Genomic DNA, 21,329 nt, shown 5'->3' on the forward strand with positions numbered 1-21,329 from the left:
CGTTTCCTGTGCGGGTGTTCACTTGGCGTTGTAGCGCGGAGCAAGCTGGTTGCTGGATAACTGGCTGAACAGTGCTTGCCGGCTGGACTCGTAGTGATAAAAAGCTTGCAGGTCATGCAGCGACGGGATGGAGAGCAGCACATCGTTGTCGAAATCCTGCAGTGCACCCTCGACCAGGTCATGGGCTGACATGACGATACCGGGGTCCAGGTTCTCGACAGGCAGGCCGCCGATCTGCCAAAAGTCGGTCGCGGTGGCCCCTGGCAAAACCGCCTGGACTTTGATGCCGCTGTCTGCAAGCTCTTTGTGCAGGGATTGGCTAAAGGCGGTGACAAAGGCCTTGCTGCCGCCATATACACCGTTGAGCAGCTCTGGGGCCAAACCTGCGATGGACGAGATGTTGAAGACGGCGCCTTGCTGGCGGGCGACGAAACCTGGAACGGCTGCGTAGGTAAGGCGGGTCAAGGCGGTGATGTTGAGGCTGATCATTTCGGCCATGCGTTCGACGTTACTTTCCAGCAGGCTTGTGTGAGTGCCGATGCCGGCATTGTTCACCAGCAGCCTGATGCTGACGTCTTCACGTAGTTTGCGCTCGACCTTCACCAGGTCATCTGCTTTGGAAAGATCAGCCGGAAAAACCTCCACGTTCTGCTGGGTTTCGGTGGTGATCCGGCTGGCCAGGGCGTTGAGGCGCTCCCGATTGCGGGCCACCAGCACGAGGTCATAGCCCCGGCGAGCCAGGCGCTCTGCGTAGATCGCCCCGATTCCGCTGGAAGCGCCGGTAATGAGCGCGGTGCCTTTGGATTGCTGCGTCATGGTCATGCTCCGTTGTGTGGGTGTGGAGCCATGATGCAGAAGGTCGCTTTCGTCTTAAACGACGCATAAGATACGTTTTCAGGACATCGCATAAGGAGTCATTCGATGCACCGGGTCGGCTATCTGATAACCGAAGGTTTCCAGGTCATGTCTTTGGCCACGCAGTCCGTGTTCGAGTTTGCCAACATCGTTGCCGGCGAAACGGCTTACAAGATCCAGAATTTTTCCATCGAGGGCGGAACGGTGCGCTCCTCGCTGGGGATGTACATCGACACGCTTCCCTTGGGCGCGCCCGGCTTGGCCGACACCTGGATGATTACCGGGACGTTTACTCCGCTGACGCCGCCGAGTGAAGAGGTACTTGCCAGTGTGCGAGGTTTTGTCGACGGGGCGCGGCGCACGGCAGGCCTGTGCACAGGCTGCTTCGTGTTGGCGCAGGCAGGCGTCCTCGATAATCGGCGGGCAACGACACACTGGGCCTATGCCAACAAGCTGCGCGAGCACCACCCGAAAATAGAAGTCGAAGAAGACCGGATTTTCATCGTGGATGGGCCCATATGGACGTCTGCAGGCATGACCGCCGCCCTGGATATGGCGTTGGGCATGGTGGAAAAGGACTTGGGAGCCGACATGGCCCGGTCGGTGGCGCGCAAGTTGGTGATGCACCAGCGCCGCTCCGGCGGGCAATCCCAACACTCCGAGTTGCTGTCGCTTTCGCCAAAGTCCGATCGCATCCAGATGGCGCTGGATTACGCCCGCAAGCACTTGAACCGTCAGTTGAGTGTCGACGAACTTGCTGAAGTCGCGCACTTGAGCCCCAGGCAATTCACTCGCGTATTCACCGCAGAGACTGGGCAATCACCGGCCAAGGCAGTGGAAAGCCTGCGTCTGGAGGCAGCTCGGTTGATGATCGAGCAAAGCCGGCACAGCCTGGATGTGGTGGCCAAGGAGACAGGCTTCCGGGATCGCCGACACATGCGAGAAGTGTTTGTTCGCGGTTTTGGCGTGCCGCCTCAGGCAGTGCGCAGAGATGCCAGGCGAGTGGTAGTCGGCTGATAAAAGGGGCCACTCGTGTGGCCCCGCGAGTAGCCTAAGCCGAGAAGAAAGCAGCAATGTGACCAGCAGCCGCCTCCGGATACTGCATATGGGGGCCGTGGCCAGCGCTTGGGAAGCTCACGACAGTCAGCGTCGGCAGCTGGCTGTTCAGGGCGTACCAGTTCTCGACCGGGAATACGATGTCGTGGTCGGCGCCCAGGTGGAGTAGGGGGATAGTAGTACTCTTCAGTGCATGCAACACCGCTTCAACAGGAAAGACCGTGTTCTTGGGGCCGTCTCCGAGTTGCTGGGCCGCCCAGTCGACAGGCACTTGGGGGCTGCGATCCGCCACGCGTGAAGCCAGTCGTGCCCAGGCCCTTTCTGCTGATGCTCGACTGGTATCCGAGGCTGGCTCGAAGAAAAGGCTTACGAAGTCCTCGAAGTCATTCTCTCGACGAGCGAGTTCGTAGAACAGGGCTTCACCGGGTTTGGCCAACAGACCCGGTGGCGTCGTACCCATCAGTACGGCATGGCTTACCAGTTGTGGCGCCTGCGTCAGTACCACCTGAGCGGCAATTCCACCAAGCGACCACCCGCCAATCACAACTTTACCAAGCCCCAGCGCCTGAATGAGTTCTATTGCATCCTTGGCCAGTGCTCCGGGATTGTAGCTACGAGTGCCGCTAGACTGGCCCAGTCCGCTGTAGTCAAAGACGGTCACCTGAAAACCGCGCTCGGCCAGGTTGTCGAGGAACAGCGGGTCCCAATCGTCCATCGTGCCGCGGTATCGAACCAGCAGTACCAGTGGCTGGCCGCTACCGATGGTTCGATAAGCCAGGCGACGGTCATTTACTTCAACAAATTGGGTTGGAGCGGTAATGGCTGTGACTGAAGCATTCATGATTTGCACATCCTGGATGAGGTTGTCTGCAATCCTGACCTCGACACGAAGGTCCATAAACGTCGTTTAGGGGTGTGATTCAGGACGCGTCAAACAACATGTCGCTGACAACCGAACGAAGTGAGCCAGCGGCGAGTGAAACGCTCAGGAGGTGGTAGATGCAGTGCTCATTCAATCGTTGTGCAGCAACCCGGAACTGTACTCGCCAAAGCTGTTGCTCAACGCGTTACCTCGGCGGAGTAATCGTTTCGGGTACTCACACCCGAAGCCGATTTTGTAAAGTCCACGACGATGACAGGGTGTGACTGTTATCCATAAATGATGAAAACGTATATTCAATAAAATCAAGTCGTTAGCAAAAGTGAAATCCATAAAGGATAAAAAATTAGCAAAATCTTAGGGATTTATCCTTTTTGAGCTGCAGAAGATGCGTACTGTAACGTCATATGTCGTAACGTTATAAAAAGTATCTGGCGAACATGTTTTCTGTCATTTTTCGTGTATCCGTTACACGGCTCCGAGTGCATACAGCCAGGTGTCGGCGTACAGACGTCGCAGGTCTCCGATCTACAAACCCACGATTTCCGAGCGGCGCCGGCCACCGCCGCTCCAGGCCAGCAACAGCGGGTCTCGATCGCGCGTGCCACGCACGCCGTCAGTGCAGGTGGCGAGCATCGCCTGCAGCGGCTCCAACACCACCGCGGTTTTCTTCCGCACGGATACGCCTTGGCGCGCCTGGGCCTTACGTGCTTCGCGAAGAAGCGTCTTCACCGCAGGAGCATCACTTGGTTATTCCAGCGTCGGAGGCGATGCCATTTAGCCAAAACTGCCAAGCGATGGGTAACTGTGCTAAACGACAGTGGCCCCGGCTTGGCCTTGATCTTGGCTTCCACCAACGCGGTATCGACGGCCGGCGGCAGCAGGTGTGTCCAGTTACCAGAAGTATCGGGCCTGGCGAAATGGTCGACGAAGAATTGCACGGCGACCTCGGATGGCAAGGCGCCGTCGCTGAGCGAGCGGCGATAAAGCAAACGCAGCCACGCGGACCAGTAGGTGAGGGCGCTCTGGTTGCTGCGCACGGTATTGGCTGCGGTGCCGGCCGCAATGAATGCCTCGGCCGCGGCGCGGGTGCTGTCGGCCAACTCTGCTAGCACCAGCGGCTGGCAGGAGGGCATCTGGATCGAATAACCTGTGGCTTATCAGACCTAATATAGCGAGGTGAGGGAGGTGCTGTCAGTATTCAGATTCGGAACTGCTCCCAGATGCGCGCCCGATTAACGCAGGTCCTGACCTACCAAGCTGGCGTGATCCGAGCGCAAGGCAGCGCCGATACATACCGCTTCAGCGCTAATCTATTAACAACTGCGAGTAGTTAAAGTTGTGACCCGTTAACTATTTATCCACACATTGAACCGGCTTAGCCTGCTCGACCTTTTCATTACCTGAGTCAATTCAATGAATACGTCGAGCCACCATTTCAGCCATGTAGTACGTCATCGTCGATCCATGCGTGAGTTTCTGCCGCAGGCGATTCCTTCCGAACTGATCCAGGCGGTGCTAGAAGACGCCCAGCAGGCCCCCTCCAACTGCAACACTCAGCCATGGCAGGTCCACGTGGTGTCAGGCGCTAAACGTGACGAGCTCGCTATGGCACTGTCGGCTGCTGATGATGCCGAGCGCTTCACGCCGGACTACTACTTTGATATGACTGAATACCCTGAAATCTATGCGGCGCGGGCTCGATCCAGCGCGAAAGCGCGTTACGATGCCATCCATGTCACTCGTGAGGATAAAGAAGGCCGTGCTAAAGCTATGCGTCAGAACTTGAATTTCTTCGGCGCGCCACATGTGGCCTTACTCTTCATGCCAGCGCTAGGGGACAGCGTTCGGGTGGCCAGTGACCTAGGCATGTACGGCCAGACATTCTTGTTGTCATTGACTGCCCATGGATTGGCAGGTATCCCGCAGACGCTTTTGGGAATGTATGCCCATACTGTCCGCGAGGTGCTGGGTATTGACTCGGATATGAAAATGCTTTTTGGTATTTCTTTCGGCTATGCAGACCGAGCTGCAGTTGCCAATGACATCACCGTAGGTCGAATTCCGGTTTCGCAAAGCGTAACCTTCCACGGTTAAGATCGACTCCTCACGACGTCCGATCTTCTTACCGGGCGTCGCTTTGGAGTACAAAAGGTTTGAGTCGGAGTTACCTTCGGCGATCACGTGGCAAGCCAGTGTTTCCGCAGATCGTTCGCCAAGCTGATCGGAGAAATCAAATAGGGGTTGTAAAGGATCGTCATGTGGTTAAGGCCGAGGTGGATGTCGTCAATACCCTTGATTGTTTTCAAGACTTTTGTTTTGATCCGTGTGAGCTGATCCTGAACCGGTACGTTGAAATTTTTGGCGATTACATTGAAGTATAGATAGTTCCCTCCGGGAAAGCAGATTTGCGGAGTAGGTAGCGGGCTCGCATTCATGTTGAACCTCCTAAGTTACGCAGGCGATGGGACCTCGTAATGGACCCCATCGCCACAGCCAGACATCTGCCTTGCCCTTGTTTGCAATTCTGACCATTGCCGCCACGGGCAGTGAAGCGAACGGCTATGGCGTGGTCACTAATGAGGCGACCCAGGAGAAGCCATCTATTGGCAATGACAACACGCGCCCCAAAATATCGATCCTGAGCCCGGCGCTCATGGCCGGCGTCTCGCGCGAGTACCTGGTGTACTCAGCGGCCGACATCATTTCTCATCTGATCGAGGTTTACTTTACCGCCAAGGTGCAGCCCAAGCTGCAGTCAAGGCTGGTCGAGTCTCTGATCAATACCGTAATCGATACCACTCAAGTGCTGCTAAAAAACCCTTCGGATGATGCTGCGCGCGGAGAGTTCGCCTGGGCCGCGACGCTGGCGCAGAACGGCCTGACCTTCTCTGGCTGTGCCGGGTTCAGTTACCCCAACCACGCGATAGAGCACTCATTGTCGGCGCTCTTCAATGTGCCCCACGGTGCAGGACTATCGGTCGTAATGCCCGCGTGGATGAAATGGTATCAGGGCCAGAACAAGGCTCAGTTCGAGCGTTTCGCGAAGTACGTGTTCGGCCTGGATTCTGCCGAGGAAGGCATCACTGCTCTTGAGCACTGGTTCGATGAAATCGGTACGCCGACGCGGCTCGGGCAATTAGGCATCGAGGAGTCGGACCTCCCCGCAATCGTTGATAACGTCCAGATCAATGTGAGGGCGTTTGGCATCGCCGAGGCTTACCCGCCGCAGGTTGTGACCGACATCCTCAAGCGCGCGCTGTAACACACCTTTGACCATCATTACTGACAGGCACACCGTCATGACACTCAACTACGTCCCCACGAACCTGTTCAAAGCCACCCTCCTTGCGTTTGCCGTTGGGATGATGGGTATCGAGTCAGCCACGGCTCAGTCCCAGACCAGCCCCGCTGATCCTTCAACGCATCTGGTCCAGACCTGGGATAAGACCTTCCCGAAAAGTGACAAGGTCGATCACCAGAAGGTCACCTTCAAAAACCGCTACGGCATCACGCTCGCGGCCGATGTTTATATCCCCAAACACCGTGGCAATCAGCGACTGGCAGCGATCGTCGTCGGCGGTCCTTTCGGTGCAGTCAAAGAGCAAGCTTCTGGCTTATACGCACAAACGATGGCCGAGCGCGGGTTCGTCACCCTGGCTTTTGATGCGTCCTATACCGGCGAAAGCAGCGGTGAGCCTCGCAACGTTGCCTCGCCAGATATCAACACCGAAGACTTCATGGCGGCAGTGGACTTAATAGGGTTGCAGCCCTACGTTGATCGGGAGCGCATTGGCGTGATCGGCATCTGCGGCATGGGCGGTATGGCGTTGAATGCCGTAGCCGTCGACAAGCGAGTCAAGGCGGTTGTCGCCAGCACCATGTACGACATGAGCCGGGTCATGTCTAAAGGCTACAACGACAGCGTGACGGCTGAGCAGCGCACGCAGGCTCTGGAACAGTTGAGCCGGCAACGCTGGGAAGACGCCAAGAACGGAACCCCTGCTTATCAACCTGCTTACAACAAGCTCAAAGGTGGTGAGGCGCAATTCCTGGTCGAATACGCCGATTACTACATGACCCCTCGTGGCTATCACCCCCGCGCAGTCAACTCTGGCAACTCCTGGACGATCACGACCCCGCAGGCATTCATGAACATGCCAATTCTGACCTACATCAAGGAGATTTCGCCGCGCCCCATTCTGTTTGTGCATGGCGAGAAGGCACACTCACGCTACTTCTCTGAAACCGCATACGCAGCAGCGGAACAGCCGAAGGAACTGCTGATCGTCAAAGGCGCCACTCACGTCGACCTATACGACAACAAGAACAAAATTCCTTTCGATGCGATGACCACGTTCTTCAACAAGTATCTGAAAAGCTAAGTCGTCTCTGGTGGTTACCGAGCGCCGGTACGTCTGGCTCAACTGCCGATAAACCGGTTCGCCGGCATTTCCAAACCATCCCTGGCCAAGTTCAATTCAGCGTCCGCAATAGGGCGAGAGCACCCGCTCACCACCGACCGCAATCGACCCATAGCGGACATCGCCAGAATGCCCGCCATGGCCAACAACGCTACTTCGGTATCAACACCGTATCGACCACATGAATCACGCCATTGGCCTGCATCACATCGGCGATGGTGACCGCGGCCTTACCACCTTTGGCGTCCATCACCCAAAGCTGGCTGCCATGTAGCATGACGGTTAGAGGTTCACCCTGGACGGTTTTCAGCATGATCTTGCCGCCGTGTGCCTTGGCCTCGGTCATCAATTGCTTGGCAGTGAGGGTGCCGGACACAACGTGGTAGGTCAGTATCTTGGTCAGATCCGCTTTGTGCTCAGGTTTCACCAAGGTGTCGACTGTACCGGCAGGTAGCTTGGCGAAGGCTTCGTTGGTCGGTGCAAAGACAGTGAAAGGACCTTTACTGTTGAGGGTGTCCACCAGACTCGCTGCTTTGACAGCCGCCACCAGCGTGGTGTGGTCTTTGGAGTTCACCGCGTTTTCGACAATGGTCTTGTTGGGGTACATCGGCGCACCGCCGACCATAAGCGGGCTGGCGGCGAAGCTAGGGGATGCCGTCAGGCAAAGGGCGACTAGGCAGGTCGCGGTAACACGTTGAACAAAGGTAAGCATGATGCGTCTCCTCGATTCTTTGGCCTTCGGATGAAGGTGAGGAATATACGGAGCAGCAATCCCAACGGATGCATCACAACGACGATATTTTTCCTTGAGCGATGACCGGCCCGGTCGGCAGCCCGGTCGGCGAGCCTTTCAGAGGCTCCAGAGATACCGCCAGCACCGCACCGTCGGTGAGTGCTCCAGCAAGCTCCGAAGGCACGGTCAGTGCAGTGGCTGCATTGGCCGCCAAGAGACCGAGCGAACGTGGCGTGCCATCGCCGCCGATCACCCAGGCTTGGGCAGTGCGGTATCGCCAGGTGCTGGTTCGGGTGGGGACGAACAGCACGCTGGTGCCACCGGTTTGAACCGTCGCGGCGAAAAGTGTAACCCCGTCGCTCTGCTCCAGCCGGGCAAGCATTGCAGGCGGCGTTGGGTGTGGCGGCTGTACGAGCGTGATAACGCTTGCGAGCAGGCAGGCCGCCAGAGCCGCCGAAGTCCAGCGCCAGAACCCGAGGCTGCGCCACCAAACCGGTCGTTCGCGCTGCGGCTGGCCGATTACTGGGAACAGTTTCGCCTCGATCACCTGCCAGACATGCGCTGGCGGGCTGACCTCGGGCAGTCGATCAAGCCAGCACGCAAAGTGAGACTGCCATGCTGCAATTGCCGCCTGAGCATTGGGGTCCCGTGCAGCCATGGCCTCGACCTGGGCGCGGTCCTCGGCGCTGAGCACGCCCAGCACGTATTCGGCGATCAACTGATCGCGTTCGTCGGATGGCACACCTTGCTCGTTCATAGGCCCAGGCACCCACGCAAGACCAGCAGCCCCCGACGGATACAGCTTTTCATGGTGCCCAGCGGGATACTGTGGCGTTCGGCCAGTTCGGCATACGAGCAGCCCTCGAAGAATGCCACGCGGATATAGCGTTGCTGATCCTCCGCCAGCGTTGCCAGGCAGCGATCGATCGCATTGCCCTGGCGTTCGCGCTCGATGCTGTCGATGACCGTGTCCTTGGCAGCCCATTGCGTGGCGGCTTCAAGTGGCTCGTGTACACGCCGGGCGCGGCGCCGGTCGATGGCCTTGTGCCGAGTGATGGTCGCAAGCCATGTGTAGGCGCTGGCGAGCCCGGGGTCGAAACTGGAAGCCTTGAGCCAGATACTGGTGTAGGCCTCCTGCAGTACCTCTTCTGCCTCGGCGCGGTTGCCCAGGTAGTACAGGCAGATCCCGAACAGTCGGGCCGAAGTGGCGCAGTACAAGGTTTCGAAGGCCAGGCGGTTACCGCTGCCGCACGCCTGCAGTAGCACATCCTGTGCCTGGACCTCGGGTTCCCGTGGGGCGGACTCCGCAGTGTTCGGTCTGATAGGCAAAGTGGGCGGTCTCCTGCGATGCATTCATTCACTCTAGCCTGCTTTGCAGGCGCTGCTCGGGTGGCCATGGCGCAGCTTTTTTTCCATCCGGTGCATCCAGTTCGACCGTTGGCGGGTATTGCTGAATGGGCAGCCTTGTGACTGCCCAACCAAATGACCTGTAAGGAGCACTACCCATGAGCCTCAAACACTCCGCCTGTCTGTTCGCCTGCTGCCTCGCCCTGGCGGTGCAACCCGCTCACGCCCAATCCGCAGTGCCAGATTCGGTCAAGGTGCCCGATGGCCATCGCGTCTTACTCGAGACCGTCGGCGTCGGCGAAATCACCTACGAGTGCCGCGACAAGGCCAACACTCCTGGCCAAACCGAATGGACCTTCGTCGGCCCCAAGGCCGTGCTCAATGACCGTGCAGGCAAACAGGTGGGCGACTACTTCGGCCCCCCCGCCACCTGGCAAGCCAAGGATGGTTCGAAAGTCACCGGTACCCAGCTGGCGGTGTCACCCGCAGACAAAGGAGCCATACCCTATCAACTGGTCAAGGCCAACCCGGCCGAAGGCAAAGGCGCCATGCAAGGGGTCAGCTATATCCAGCGCCTGGCCACCCGCGGCGGCGTGGCACCGGCAAGCGACTGCACAGCGCAGAACAAAGGTACCAAGCAGGTCGTCCAGTACCAGGCCGACTATGTGTTCTGGACAGCCAAGTAAGACGCACTTGAGCAGACACCTTGCAATTGTTCATCTACGCTCGTTGGCAAGCCCCCCGGCCGGATGGCCGGGGTACCTTGCATGACACAAGGAAGCCGCACACGTTGAACTCGCCTGTCGCCCCGTTCGACTTCCACCGCTGCCTGCAGGCCTGCGCACAGGGCGACCGGCGCGCCCTGCAGGCGCTCTACGACCATGAAGGCGCGCGCCTGCTGGGCGTTGCCCGGCGCATCGCGCGTGACGACGCGAGTGCAGAAGACATCGTCCACGATGCGTTCATCCGCATCTGGACCCGCGCCGCCAGCTTCAACCCCGCACGCGGTTCTGCGCGCGGCTGGATCTACAGCATCACCCGCCACCTGGCACTGAATTCGATCCGTGATTCACGCCGTGAAACCGTGCTGGACGAAGCTGATATGGATACGGCGCCCACCGTGCACGAAGGGCTCGATGACATTGACCTCTGGTCGGGATCGGCGAAGATCTACCGTTGCCTCGAAAAACTACAGCCTGCACCGCAGCGTTGCATCCTGCACGCCTATGTGGACGGCTGCAGCCACGCCGAAATCGCTGGGCTTCTGGGGGCGCCATTGGGCACCGTCAAAGCCTGGATCAAGCGCAGCCTCAAGGCATTGCGGGAGTGCCTGGAATGAAGCCAGATACCGCCGAGGAACTGGACAGCCTCGCCGGCGAGTTTGTGCTGGGAACCCTGTCGCCACAGGAACATGCCACAGTGATTGAGCGCCTGGGCAGCGATCCGGCTTTGCGCGCCGCCGTGGATACCTGGGAGGCACGTTTGCTGGAGCTGACCGCGCTGGCTGCGCCGCAACCAGCAAGCGCTCGCCTGTGGGGCCGTATCCAGCGCAGCCTGAGTGAACTGGCCGCACCCGCCGTACAACAGCGAGTCAAATGGTGGCGACGCCTCGGCCTTTGGCAAGGGCTGAGTGCTGCGGGGCTGGCTGCAAGCGCGGCCCTAGCGTTTACATTGCTTACTGCGCCCCCGCCCACCACTCAATTCGTGGTGGTACTGGTGGCACCCAGCAGCCAGACAGCCGGCTGGGTGATGCAGACCAGCGACAGCCGCATGATCGAGTTGATCCCGCTTGGCCTGGATGTTGTCCCCGAAGGCATGGCCCTTCAGTTCTGGACCAAGGGTGAACAGTGGCGCGCACCAGTTTCACTGGGCCTGGTCAAGCCCGGAGAGCCCTATCGTGTTCCGCTACAGAGCCTACCACCGCTGGAGGCCAACCAGTTGTTCGAGCTTACACTGGAGAAATCCAGCGGTTCACCTACCGGGCTGCCGACGGGGCCGGTTAAGTTCATTGGCCGCGCGGTAAAAGTGATTTGAGCAAAAAGGTCTAGAACCACTGACCGCTTTGGGTCGTTAGCAGCCGTTCACAATGGGCTGCTATCGATCCAGAACGGACTGTCACTTGTTCAGGTTTAGAGCACGTTGAACCCATGGGTGCCATCGCGCTCGAGTTGGGCGATCAGACCAAATTCCCAGTCCAGATACCCCTGCATCGCCTCGCGAGGATTGTCCGTACCCTCGTACGGGCGCCGGTAGCGGTCACTGCGGGGTACGGTAAGCTGTGTTTCGCCGGTTTCCAGCGGTTGCCCGGCAGCGATCCAGCGTGCGGTACCGCCTTCGAGCAAGTACACCGGGGTGCGCGTCAGGGCCTGCAGGTCGCGGGCGGCGAAGCGCGCCAGCAGGCTGCTGCCGCAGGTCAGCACGAAGCGGCTGGCCTGGGGCAGACGTTCCAGTGCCTGCGCCAGTTGTGCGCGGATTGCCCAGTGGGCGCCGGGGATATGGCGCTTGACGTAGTTGGCGCTGGTGGTGAAGTCCAGAAGCACCGTGCCGTCTTGCTGGAGCCAACTGGACAGTTGCTCCACACTGATCTCGTTAGCCGCGGGCAGTTCGGGCAGTGGCGGCTGCCATTCACCCGTACTGTTGAAGTCCGCCAGGGACAAACCATCGAGCACGGCTACTTGCCAACCCATCTGTGCCAGCCACGAGGCGCTCATGTTGGCGCGTACACCGTCGTCATCCACCAGCACGATGCGCGCCCCGCGCACGCTTGCCACATGGTCGGTTTCCTGCACCAGCTGACCACCCGGTACCGAGCGGCTCCCCGGCAGGTGCCCGGCGCTGTATTCCTCAGGCGTGCGCACGTCGAACAGGTAGGTGGTGCGGCTGGCTTCGGCCTGCCATTGCGCCAGCCCGGAGCGGTCCAGTCGCAGGACCCCGACACGGTCGGCCACGGCTCGGGCCTGGTGCCCGGCATTGGCGCGGGTGTCGGCGCCAACTTCGGTGAAGCGTCGCTGCTGACCGTGGGCCAGTTGCTGGCCGGCCAGGGTCCAGCCGATAGTGCCGTTGCGCAGGGCCGCCACCGGATTGGGGATGCCTGCGTTGACCAGTGACTGGGTACCGATGATGCTGCGAGTACGCCCGGCACAATTGACGATCACCTGGGTGCTTGGGTCCGGCGCCAGTTCGGCCACGCGCAGCACCAGTTCGGCGCCGGGCACGCTGATGCCGCCTGGGATGCTCATCGTCTGGTATTCGTCGAAACGGCGGGCATCCAGCACCACCACGTCGGCCTTTTCATCCAGCAGCGCCTGCACCTGCTCGGCGGCCAGCGACGGCGTGTGGCGCACGCTCTCCACCAGTTCGCCGAAGGCCTTGCTTGGCACGTTGACGTCGCGGAACAGCTCGCCACCGGCAGCGCGCCAGCCGGCGAGGCCGCCGTCGAGGACGGCCACGTCGCTGTAGCCCAGCGCCAGCAGACGCTGGGCGGCCACGGCGGCGAGGCCTTCGCCGTTGTCGTAGACGGTGATGGCGGTGTCTGCCCGCGGCACCCGGGCGAGCACCTCCAGCTCCAGTTTCGACAGGGGAATGTTGGCGGCGAAGAGTGGGTGGTCCTGGGCGAACGGGTCTTCTTCGCGCACGTCGATCAGGGCCAGTTCCTCCCGGGCCAGCAGGGCGTGGCGGATGTCGCGGTAGTGGCGGGTGGTGACGGTGCTCATCGGGCAGGGTTCTCTTTGGACAGGTCCCAGATGTTGGGCAGGTGGGTGTTGGAATAGCCGGAAATGAACGGTTTCTCGCTGCCGTCCACGGCGTATACAGCGCGCTTGACCGCGCCGATGTTGCCGCCGTAGACGTGGATGCTGATCGATACCTGGTCGGCGAAGGCATTGCTGACTTGATGAATGTCGCCGATACGCGGCGACACCGCTTCCACCTGGCCGGGCACCAGGCGCACCGACGGGCCATGCGGCGACAGTGCACCCTTGGCGTCGCGCAGGAAGCCTTGTGCAAGCTCGGCGCCGCGCAGCATGCCGATCAGGCCCCAGACCCGGTGGTCATGGATCGGCGTCTGCTGGCCCGGCCCCCAGACAAAGCTCACCACGGAAAAGCGCTGGCGCGAGTCGCAATGCAACAGGTACTGCTGATAGCGCTGCGGGTCGGGCTGGGCGAGGTCGTCAGGCAGCCAGTCGTCGTGGGCGACCAGCTCGGCCAGCAGTTGCTGGCCGCGGTCGAGCAGGGTGGCTTCGTCAGGCTGCTGGTCGAGCAGCGCGGCGAGGCGGTCGATGAAATGGCGCAAGCGCTCCGGGCGCAGGTTCTGGGTCATGGATCAGGCTCGGCTTTCGGGTTTGAGTTAACCCTAGCAAACCTCTCTTCTATTCTCAAAATGCAAAATGATAATAAGCTAATATGCAAATAATGCATTTACAGCTGAGCCATTCTGTTTTGAAATGGCGCACGCCAAAGGCATGAGGTTATGCCTAATGTGCATTTCACAGGCCGGCGAACAAGATTTAGATTATAAAAAATAGCTAATTAATGCCTTAGGGCTATAAACGACCCGGACGAGACCGCACGCGCGGATCGCCTCATCTACCCCAGGCGGGTAATTGGAGACGAACGTGCGCTACATCAAACACCTGGCCGCCACGCTGCTGGCCACCACCTTCAGCCTTGCCGCCGCTGCCCAGACCCTGGTGGTCGGTGACCAGAGCTACAACGCCCGCGCGGTGATGGAAGCGGCTGGCGTGCTCGACGACCTACCTTACACTCTGGAATGGAAGCAGTTCACCGCCGGCTCGCCGGTGGCCGAGGCGCTCAATGTCGGCAGCCTCGACATTGGCCTGCTCGGTGATGCGCCACCGCTGTTCCTCGGTGCCCTGGGGGCCCCGATCAAGGTGATCGCGGTCAGCCGGCAGAACCTCGAGGGCGTGGCCATCCTGGCGCGCAAGGATTCGTCGATCAACAGCCTGCAGGACCTGCGTGGCAAGCGTGCGGCAATCTGGAAGGGCTCGTGGAGCCAGCAACTGCTGTTCAGCGCCCTGGACAAGGCTGGCGTGCCTCGCGATACCCTGGAACTGCGCTACCTCAGCGCCCTGGATGCCTCCCACGCTCTGGATGGCGGCTCGGTGGACGTGATCGCCACCTGGGAGCCTTACGTCACCCAGCAGGAGCGCCAGGGCGCCCGTGTGCTGGCCACCGCCGAAGGGGTGATCCCGGCGCAAAGCTTCGTGGTGGCCAACAGCAAGGCCGTGGAGGAGAAGCGCGTGCAGATCGCCGACTTCCTGCAGCGCCTGAAGAAGGCCCGTGACTGGACCTTGAACGATGCGGCCAACACCGAGGCCTACGCCGATGCCTGGGCACAGCGCACCCGTGCCGACCGCGATATCGCCCGCGCCTGGTTCGCCCGTGCGCGCACCGACCTGGCGCCGTTGAACCCGCAGGTGATTGTCGATGCGCAGAAGACCGTGGACTTCTTCGCGGGGCTTGGCCTGATTAAAGCCTACCCGGCGGCGAACCTGTTCGACACCTCGTTTGGCGCGGCCTTCCAGGCGCCCGTTGCCAGCAGCCATTGAAAGGATTCCCCATGAGCAAACGACAGATCAAACTCGGCGCCCTGACCATGGGCTGCGGCGGTCCCGGTCGGCACAACCTGTGGCTCGACCCCGAGCTGCCGGCCGACGCCAGCGTCAACATCGACTGGTACATCGACATCGCCCGCCAGGCCGAGGCGGCGCTGTTCGACCTGATGTTCATCGTCGACAGCCAGTTCATCACTCCTGGCTCGCCCTCGCACTACCTCAACCGCCTGGAGCCGCTGACCCTGCTTTCGGCGCTGGCGGTCAGCACCCGTCATCTCGGCCTGGTCGGTACCCTGACCACCTCCTACAACGCACCGTTCAACGTTGCCCGCCGACTGGCCTCGCTGGACCTGATCAGCAAGGGCCGCGCCGGCTGGAACGTGGTCACCAGCGGCGATGCCGGCACCGCCGGCAACTACGGGCTGGACGAGCACTACGACTACGACACCCGCTATTCCCGGGCCCAGGAACATGTGCAGGTGGTGCAAGGCCTGTGGAATTCGTACGAGGACGATGCCTTCCTGCGCGACCGCGCCAGTGGCCGCTTCCTCGACCCGGCCAAGCTGCACGCCCTCGACCACAAGGGCGAGCACTTCTCGGTGGTCGGGCCGCTGAACATCCAGCGTTCGCCCCAGGGCCAGCCGGTGATCTTCCAGGCGGGCGATTCCGAACAGGGCCGCGACCTCGGGGCCGCCACCGCCGACGTGGTGTTCACCCACGCCGCCAGCATCGAGCAGGGCCAGGCGTTCTACCGCGATATCAAGGCCCGGGCCGCGCGCCTGGGGCGTGACCCGGAGCAGTTGCTGGTGCTGCCGGGGGCGGAAATGTATGTGGGCGATAGCGACGAGGATGCCCGGGAGATCGAACGCCACTACCACCGGGCCGATCACAGCTTCGAACTGGCACTGAAGGAATTCGGGCGCAATTTTGGCTGGCATGATTTCAGCCAGTATGATCTCGATGCGCCGTTCCCCCAGGAGAGCCTGGAATTCGCCCGCAGCAGTTTCTTCACCAACGCCAAGCGGATCGCCGACCAGGCCCGGGACAAGGGTTTCAGCCTGCGCCAGGCCGTCGAGTTCGGCCGCCAGTTACGCCCGGGAGCCTTTGTCGGTTCGGCGCAGACCGTGGCGGCGAAGATGGCCGAGTGGTTCGAGGCGCGGGCGCTGGACGGCTTCAATATCTACATCGGCCACCCCGGGCAGTTCCGCCGGTTTACCAAAGAGGTGGTGCCGTTGCTGCAGGAACGTGGGGTTTACCGCACGGAGTATGAGGGCAGCACCTTGCGCGAGAGCCTGGGGTTGCCGATTCCGCGCTTCAGCCGCTAAGTCGTCAGGGGCTGCCGTGCGGCCCCCGACTCTGTCAGAAGTTGTAGGTCACCCGCCCAAAGTAATACCCCCCCGTAAACCCATACGGCGAGTACGCCCCGTACCCTTTGACCATGGTCTTGCTGCTCGGTGCTTGGCGCTCGGGGTACACATCGAACAGGTTGCGCGCCCCAATCGCCAGTTCCAGGTCCTTGGTCAGCTGGTAGCCCACGTCCAGGTCGGTGATCCAGCGCGCCTTGTACTCGCGGTCCAGCGAGCGGTCATTGGCCGCGTTCACCTCGCGCCAGGAGCCGTAGCGGGTCAGCCCCAGGTTGACCCGGTAGCGGTCCAGGCGCCAGTTACCACCGAGAATCAGCTTGGTGTGCGGCTGCACATCGGTGAGGAAGTTGCGTGCCTGGCGGTTCATCAACTCATAGGGTGTGCCGAGGATGTTCACGCTTTCCTTGTAGTCGAGGATCTCGGTGTCGTTCCAGTTGAACGCCACGGTCCACTTCACGCTGCCGGCGCCGCCCAGGTCCTGGTCGTAGCTGCCCACCAGGTCCAGGCCTTTGGTGCGGGTGTCGGCGCCGTTGGTGAAGTACTGGCCGCCCGAGGTCGAGTCGATGCCGTTGGCCAGCAGGGTCTGGGTCACTTCCGGGCCGAGCAGGGTGCCGGTCAGGGTGATGCGGTCGCGCACGTTGATCAGGTAGGCGTCGGCGGTGAAGGCCAGGCGTTCGCTGGGCTGCCAAGCCAGCCCGAGGCTGTAGTTGGTGGACTTTTCCGGCTTCAGCGCTTCGGCGCCCAAGGCCTTGGCGGCGGCCGAGTCCACCGGCAGCACGCCATAGTTGATCGACTGGTACACCCCATCGACCACCCCGTAGGTGGTGGAGCGGGCGCTGAACAGGCTGTTGGCCAGCGACGGGGCGCGGAAGCCGTTGCTCACCGTGGCCCGCAGCGCAAGTTCCGGTGTCAGCTCGTAGCGCGTGGTCAGCTTGCCGCTGCGGGTAGCGCCGATACCGCGGTCGTAGTGCTCGTAGCGCAGGGCCGCGCCCCAGTACCACTGCGGCAGCGGGTTGAAGCCCACGTCCAGGTAGCCGGCGTAGCTGTTGCGGCTGGCGCTGCTGGCTTCGGCCGGGGAGATACCGTTGGTGACCTGGGCGCCGGAGGCTGCGCAGTTGCCCGGCGCCGCGCAATAGCCGCCATCGGCCCAGCTGGCCCAATCGCCGGCTTGCACCTGATAGCTGTCGCGACGCTGCTCCAGGCCCCAGGAAAAGTCCAGCGGCTTGGCCAGGCCCACCTCGAAGCTGCGGCGCAGGTCGAGGTTGCTGGTCAGTTGCGAGCTGACCCAGGTGCCGGACTCGAAATGGTCGGGCGTGGCTTCGCCCAGCGAGGGGTTCTGGTTGTTCCAGGTGCCTTGCTCGGCCTGGTTGCGCCCGTAGGTGCTGGACAGGTCCCAGTCCCATTCGCCGACAAGGCCCCTGGCGCCGAAGGCCGCCTGGTAGTCGTATTCCTCTATGTACCAGGTGGGTGTGTAGCCGGACGGGCGCCCGTTCGGCCCAGTGGTGATGGTGTTGACGATGGTCGGCAGGCGGAAGTTCTGGCCCTGTTCGGCCTTGCGGTACGACCAGGTGCTGAACGAGTACAGGGTCAGGTCGTCCTGCAGCGGCAGCTCGGCGTTGTAGCCCAGGGTCAGCAGGTTGATCTTCGGCGTGCCGTAGCCGCCATAGGTGACCTTGCCGGCGCGGTCGAGGGCTTCGGCCTGGCTGTAGCCGTTGGCGCTGGCCTTGTTGTCGTCGTTCTGGCTGCGGGCGTCGAGTGCCAGCTGGAGAATGCCGTCGTGGCCGATCTCGAAGCCCTTGTTCAGGCTTTGCTGCACGGTCTGCTTCTTGCCGTCGTAGCCTTGGCCGGCGGTGCTCACGGCGGTGCCGCTGGTGTCGGCCTTGAGGATCACGTTGATCACCCCGGCGATGGCGTCGGAGCCATACTGGGCCGCGGCGCCGTCACGCAGCACCTCGACGTGGTCGATGGCACTGATGGGGATCAGGTCGAGGTCGCTGGGCGCGGCGCCGGCGTTGATGCCGCTGATGTTCAGGGTAGCGCTGGTGTGGCGGCGCTTGCCGTTGACCAGCACCAGCACCTGGGCGGCGTTGAGGCCACGCAGGCTCGGTGCACGGGCCATACCGCTGGCGTCCCAGCCGGTTTTCTCCGGCAGGGTCAGCGACGGTACGCTGGCGCTGAGCGCCTCCATCAGGCCGGGCTTGCCGGTTTCCTGCAATTGTTTGGCACTGATCACGTCGATGGGCACCGGGCTGCTGGTGACGGTGCGTTTCTCGCTGCCACGGTTGCCGGTGACGATCACCGTGCCAAGGGCCTGGGCGGCGGGTTCCTCGGCCAGGCCGGGGGCGGCGTGCAGGCCGGCGGCCAGGGCCATGCTGAAAAACGGGGCAGTTTTGAAAGCTTGCTTCATGCACGCAGTTCCTTGTCTGGCATTGGTGGTGCGCGCTTACGGCGCCTTGGCGGCGATCGCGTCGATTTCCACCAGCGCGCCCGGCAGCGGCAGGGCCACCACCTGGATCGCCGTGCGGGTCGGCTTGCGGGGTTGCTGGGCGGTGGCGAAGAACTCGGTGTAGGCCGCTTGCAGCCCGGCGAAGTCGAGGGCGCCGCCATTGGCCGGGTCGCCCACCAGAAACACCCGTAGCTGGACGATGTCACCCAGGTCCAGGCCCTGGCCTTGCAGCGCCGTGCGCAGTTTGTTCAGCACCGAGCGGGTCTGGGTTTCGGTGTTGCCTAATGCGGCGATGCTGCCCTTGGCCGCCTTGGGGTCGGCGATGTCCGGCAGGGTGCCGCTGACGAAGGTCAGCTGACTGCCGGCCGGCACGGTGACCAGTTGCGAGATGGGAAAGTTGGAGCCGGGCGGGGCGACGCGCTTGATGCCATCGGCGTGGGCGTTGAGGGTCAGGGACATGAGGGCTCCGGCAAGCAGAAGAAGACGAGGCATGGCGAGGATTCCTTGGGGGGTCAGGCGGCGACGCCGCGGGTGGTCTGGCTGGCATGGCGGGCGATCAGGCCGACCACCCGGCGCGCGGATTCGGCGGCACTGTTCTGCCAGATGCCGACGCCGCCATGGGCCAGGGCGTCGCTGGCCAGCCAGGTGCGGCCCTGGGGCTGGTTGAGCAGGTCGTAGCCGGGTTGGGCGACTTCGTCGTGGACGATCCACGGCGCTTCGCTGAACGGGATCTTCGACCAGTTCACCACCACCGGCCGGCCCAGCTTGCCGCTGTGGCCGGGGTGCAGCGATTCCACCGCCTGGCGCGAGGAGGCGATCTGCGCCTGCAGCGACTTGCCGGCGAACTGCTGGGCCACCGCACCCGTGTTGTAGGTGGCGACCAGCACGCCCTGGGCACTGTTGAGGTGGTCGCTGGGGTACCACAGGGTGCGGGCTTCGTGGTTGATGTAGCTGAGCCCGCCGTAGATCTGGAAGTCGGTCTCCCAGAAGCGCGGTGATTGCCAGGCGACCTTGTTGGCCTTGTCGCCTTCGGCACTGGCGATGGCTTGCTTGAAGGCGTTGTCGAAGTTGTTCGGCAGCTTGGCCAGCAGCGGCAGGGGCAGGGTGACGATGGCTTAGTCGGCGTGTTCGACATGCTGCTGACCTGTCTTGCGGTCGCGCCACTTCACCTTGGCGCCAGCGTCACCGGTCTCCACCGCCAGCACTTCGGCGCCCAGGCGCACGCTGTCCTGGACCTGGCGGTAAAACGCCTTGGGGATCTGGTCCATGCCGCCAACCGGCTGGAACATGGTCGAGGAGAACTCGGGGATCTCGTCGAAGACCAGCGGCAGCAGCAGGTTGCTGTCGAGCAACTGGTCCAGGGGCACCGGCTGGCGCTGCACCGGGGTCTGGTCGCCGGCGCCGGCGAAGCGGGTGTAGCCGGCGCGCACCGAGCCGCGGTATTGCTGCTGGCTGTCGAGGTCGCCGTAGACCTTGAGGAATTCGAGCAAGGCCTTGCGCTGGCTGCTGCTGAGCTCGGCATCGAGGCTGTTGCGGCTGACGCTGCGCGCCAGCAGTGCGCTGAAATGCCCGCGGGTGTCGTTGACCGCCTGGCGCAGCAGCAGCGGTGGGCGTGCCAGGTCTGGCTGGGCCAGGGCGTTGCGGCTGCTGTTGACCAGCACCTGCAGCTCCACGCCCAGCTCGCGGCAGTAGCCAAGGATGGTCAGGTGATGGCTGGGCAGGCGTGCGGCGCCGGCGTTGAAGAAATGGCCCGGGTCAAACTCGACGGTTTGCGAACTGCCGTCGTTGTGCTCGATGCGGTCGCCCTGGCGCAAGGTCCAGACCCGGCCGCCGACGCGCTCGCGGGCTTCCAGTACGGTGACCGAAAAGCCGGCCTTGCGCAGCTCATAGGCGGATACCAGGCCGGAAATTCCGGCGCCGACAATCACCACGCGCTTGCCGTTGCCGCCGTTTGCGGCCAGTTGCAGGGATTGGAAGGTGGCGGCCAGCGCATTGTGCCCCAGCGCGCCGAGGGCTGCCGAATAGCCGCCGATGGCGGCGAGGCGGGTAATCAGGTCTCTACGGGACAAACCCATGTCGCATGCTCCGAAAAGGTTGGGTTCGGATGTGCGCAACGGGCAGGCGGATCGAGGGAAGGACCCGACGGCGGCTGGCACAAATCCATTTGCCTCCGCCATGTTGGGGTCGGTTTACAGAACTTAATGGACTTTCACTAGACTGTGAAAGGCTTTTTCGTTCTATGTTAATTATGTTTATTACTGATAATGTTCATTTGGTAAATGCTAAAAACTGATGTTATTACAGTCCAACTGTCCGCATGGAGATGCATCCCGGTGGGCACTGATGCTACTCCACCTGTCTCCAGTCATGCACCAAGGCGGTCCCTGTTGGCTTCACAGGAGGGACTGGCCCGAAACAGATGTAGGAGCGGATTTATCCGCGATGCGCAGCGCGGGCGGCGCTCGATCTTGAAAGCACTGCAACGCTGTCGTCATGCACCTCGGGGCCCTGACTCGATCCCATGACAGGCGCTTGGGCGCCGCACTGCCAACCCTGTCCGATCAGGATTCGGTCATGGCCGATAGGTGCCTGCCGAGAGACAAGGTGAAGGCTGCCAGTGTCCGCCGGTGTTTTTGCAGCGCCCATGAGAT

The 21,329-nt window shown here is 61.9% G+C and carries 19 protein-coding genes and 2 pseudogenes; 9 read left to right on the plus strand and 12 right to left on the minus strand.

Going from position 1 to position 21,329, the window contains the following annotated elements:
* Window positions 1-18 precede the first annotated feature (18 nt).
* Window positions 19-816: an SDR family NAD(P)-dependent oxidoreductase gene (locus ACOKS3_RS14390; protein ID WP_422763995.1), complete on the minus strand. Its 798-nt coding sequence runs from the start codon at window positions 814-816 to the stop codon at window positions 19-21.
* 105 nt (window positions 817-921) lie between these two features.
* Between ACOKS3_RS14390 and ACOKS3_RS14395 the strand changes: the two genes are divergently transcribed.
* A complete protein-coding gene (locus ACOKS3_RS14395) occupies window positions 922-1,872 on the plus strand; it encodes a GlxA family transcriptional regulator (RefSeq protein WP_422763996.1) in 951 nt (316 codons plus the stop codon).
* A gap of 34 nt (window positions 1,873-1,906) precedes the next feature.
* Here the strand turns inward: ACOKS3_RS14395 and ACOKS3_RS14400 are convergent, their stop codons facing one another.
* Both ACOKS3_RS14400 and ACOKS3_RS14405 read right to left on the minus strand, forming a co-directional pair.
* Window positions 1,907-2,809 (minus strand): alpha/beta fold hydrolase, encoded by a 903-nt coding sequence (locus ACOKS3_RS14400; protein ID WP_422763997.1) that lies wholly within the window; start codon window positions 2,807-2,809, stop codon window positions 1,907-1,909.
* Window positions 2,810-3,322: 513 nt separating this feature from the next.
* Window positions 3,323-3,927, minus strand: a pseudogene (locus ACOKS3_RS14405) (integrase); the annotation flags it as partial.
* 280 nt (window positions 3,928-4,207) lie between these two features.
* Here ACOKS3_RS14405 and ACOKS3_RS14410 point away from each other — a divergent pair.
* Entirely contained in the window at window positions 4,208-4,888 is a 681-nt protein-coding gene (locus ACOKS3_RS14410; protein WP_422763998.1) for a nitroreductase, read from the plus strand.
* 83 nt (window positions 4,889-4,971) lie between these two features.
* On the opposite strand, the gene ACOKS3_RS14415 is transcribed toward ACOKS3_RS14410, so the two are convergent.
* Window positions 4,972-5,229, minus strand: a complete 258-nt coding sequence (locus ACOKS3_RS14415) for a hypothetical protein (RefSeq protein ID WP_422763999.1) — start codon at window positions 5,227-5,229, stop codon at window positions 4,972-4,974.
* 26 nt (window positions 5,230-5,255) lie between these two features.
* Here ACOKS3_RS14415 and ACOKS3_RS14420 point away from each other — a divergent pair, with 26 nt between their 5' ends.
* Together ACOKS3_RS14420 and ACOKS3_RS14425 are read left to right on the plus strand one after the other, a co-directional pair.
* Window positions 5,256-6,056, plus strand: a complete 801-nt coding sequence (locus tag ACOKS3_RS14420; protein WP_422764000.1) for an iron-containing alcohol dehydrogenase — start codon at window positions 5,256-5,258, stop codon at window positions 6,054-6,056.
* 103 nt (window positions 6,057-6,159) lie between these two features.
* Window positions 6,160-7,176, plus strand: coding sequence for an alpha/beta hydrolase (locus ACOKS3_RS14425; RefSeq protein WP_422764062.1), 1,017 nt, complete (start codon window positions 6,160-6,162; stop codon window positions 7,174-7,176).
* A gap of 190 nt (window positions 7,177-7,366) precedes the next feature.
* Here the strand turns inward: ACOKS3_RS14425 and ACOKS3_RS14430 are convergent, their stop codons facing one another.
* The 3 genes from ACOKS3_RS14430 to ACOKS3_RS14440 form a co-directional block, all read right to left on the minus strand.
* Window positions 7,367-7,927: a fasciclin domain-containing protein gene (locus ACOKS3_RS14430; protein WP_422764001.1), complete on the minus strand. Its 561-nt coding sequence runs from the start codon at window positions 7,925-7,927 to the stop codon at window positions 7,367-7,369.
* A gap of 73 nt (window positions 7,928-8,000) precedes the next feature.
* A complete protein-coding gene (locus ACOKS3_RS14435) occupies window positions 8,001-8,705 on the minus strand; it encodes an anti-sigma factor (RefSeq protein WP_422764002.1) in 705 nt (234 codons plus the stop codon).
* Window positions 8,702-9,277 carry a sigma-70 family RNA polymerase sigma factor gene (locus tag ACOKS3_RS14440; RefSeq protein ID WP_181004553.1) on the minus strand — a complete coding sequence of 192 codons (576 nt, stop codon included), beginning with the start codon at window positions 9,275-9,277 and terminating at the stop codon, window positions 8,702-8,704. The genes ACOKS3_RS14435 and ACOKS3_RS14440 overlap by 4 nt, the downstream gene beginning before the upstream one ends.
* A gap of 176 nt (window positions 9,278-9,453) precedes the next feature.
* Here ACOKS3_RS14440 and ACOKS3_RS14445 point away from each other — a divergent pair, with 176 nt between their 5' ends.
* The 3 genes from ACOKS3_RS14445 to ACOKS3_RS14455 all read left to right on the plus strand — a co-directional run bounded on the left by ACOKS3_RS14445 (window position 9,454) and on the right by ACOKS3_RS14455 (window position 11,329).
* Window positions 9,454-9,981 (plus strand): DUF3455 domain-containing protein, encoded by a 528-nt coding sequence (locus ACOKS3_RS14445; protein WP_422764003.1) that lies wholly within the window; start codon window positions 9,454-9,456, stop codon window positions 9,979-9,981.
* Between the two features lie 104 nt (window positions 9,982-10,085).
* Window positions 10,086-10,634, plus strand: coding sequence for a sigma-70 family RNA polymerase sigma factor (locus ACOKS3_RS14450; RefSeq protein WP_422764004.1), 549 nt, complete (start codon window positions 10,086-10,088; stop codon window positions 10,632-10,634).
* Window positions 10,631-11,329: an anti-sigma factor gene (locus ACOKS3_RS14455; RefSeq protein ID WP_422764005.1), complete on the plus strand. Its 699-nt coding sequence runs from the start codon at window positions 10,631-10,633 to the stop codon at window positions 11,327-11,329. The genes ACOKS3_RS14450 and ACOKS3_RS14455 overlap by 4 nt, the downstream gene beginning before the upstream one ends.
* Window positions 11,330-11,424: 95 nt before the next feature.
* On the opposite strand, the gene ACOKS3_RS14460 is transcribed toward ACOKS3_RS14455, so the two are convergent.
* A complete protein-coding gene (locus tag ACOKS3_RS14460; protein WP_422764006.1) occupies window positions 11,425-13,008 on the minus strand; it encodes a rhodanese-related sulfurtransferase in 1,584 nt (527 codons plus the stop codon).
* Window positions 13,005-13,613, minus strand: a complete 609-nt coding sequence (locus ACOKS3_RS14465; RefSeq protein ID WP_422764007.1) for a cysteine dioxygenase family protein — start codon at window positions 13,611-13,613, stop codon at window positions 13,005-13,007. The genes ACOKS3_RS14460 and ACOKS3_RS14465 overlap by 4 nt, the downstream gene beginning before the upstream one ends.
* Window positions 13,614-13,908: 295 nt before the next feature.
* Between ACOKS3_RS14465 and ACOKS3_RS14470 the strand changes: the two genes are divergently transcribed.
* Window positions 13,909-14,862 (plus strand): ABC transporter substrate-binding protein, encoded by a 954-nt coding sequence (locus ACOKS3_RS14470; protein WP_422764008.1) that lies wholly within the window; start codon window positions 13,909-13,911, stop codon window positions 14,860-14,862.
* Between the two features lie 11 nt (window positions 14,863-14,873).
* Window positions 14,874-16,193, plus strand: coding sequence for an LLM class flavin-dependent oxidoreductase (locus ACOKS3_RS14475; protein WP_422764009.1), 1,320 nt, complete (start codon window positions 14,874-14,876; stop codon window positions 16,191-16,193).
* Window positions 16,194-16,227: 34 nt separating this feature from the next.
* Here the strand turns inward: ACOKS3_RS14475 and ACOKS3_RS14480 are convergent, their stop codons facing one another.
* The 3 genes and pseudogenes from ACOKS3_RS14480 to ACOKS3_RS14490 all read right to left on the minus strand — a co-directional run bounded on the left by ACOKS3_RS14480 (window position 16,228) and on the right by ACOKS3_RS14490 (window position 20,753).
* Window positions 16,228-18,603, minus strand: a complete 2,376-nt coding sequence (locus ACOKS3_RS14480; RefSeq protein WP_422764063.1) for a TonB-dependent receptor plug domain-containing protein — start codon at window positions 18,601-18,603, stop codon at window positions 16,228-16,230.
* Window positions 18,604-18,675: 72 nt separating this feature from the next.
* Window positions 18,676-19,170 carry a RidA family protein gene (locus ACOKS3_RS14485; RefSeq protein ID WP_422764010.1) on the minus strand — a complete coding sequence of 165 codons (495 nt, stop codon included), beginning with the start codon at window positions 19,168-19,170 and terminating at the stop codon, window positions 18,676-18,678.
* A gap of 20 nt (window positions 19,171-19,190) precedes the next feature.
* Window positions 19,191-20,753, minus strand: a pseudogene (locus tag ACOKS3_RS14490) (flavin monoamine oxidase family protein).
* Between the last annotated feature and the right edge of the window lie 576 nt (window positions 20,754-21,329).

Source organism: Pseudomonas sp. HS6-2 (assembly GCF_049325675.2).
Taxonomy (GTDB): Bacteria; Pseudomonadota; Gammaproteobacteria; order Pseudomonadales; family Pseudomonadaceae; genus Aquipseudomonas; species Aquipseudomonas putida_N.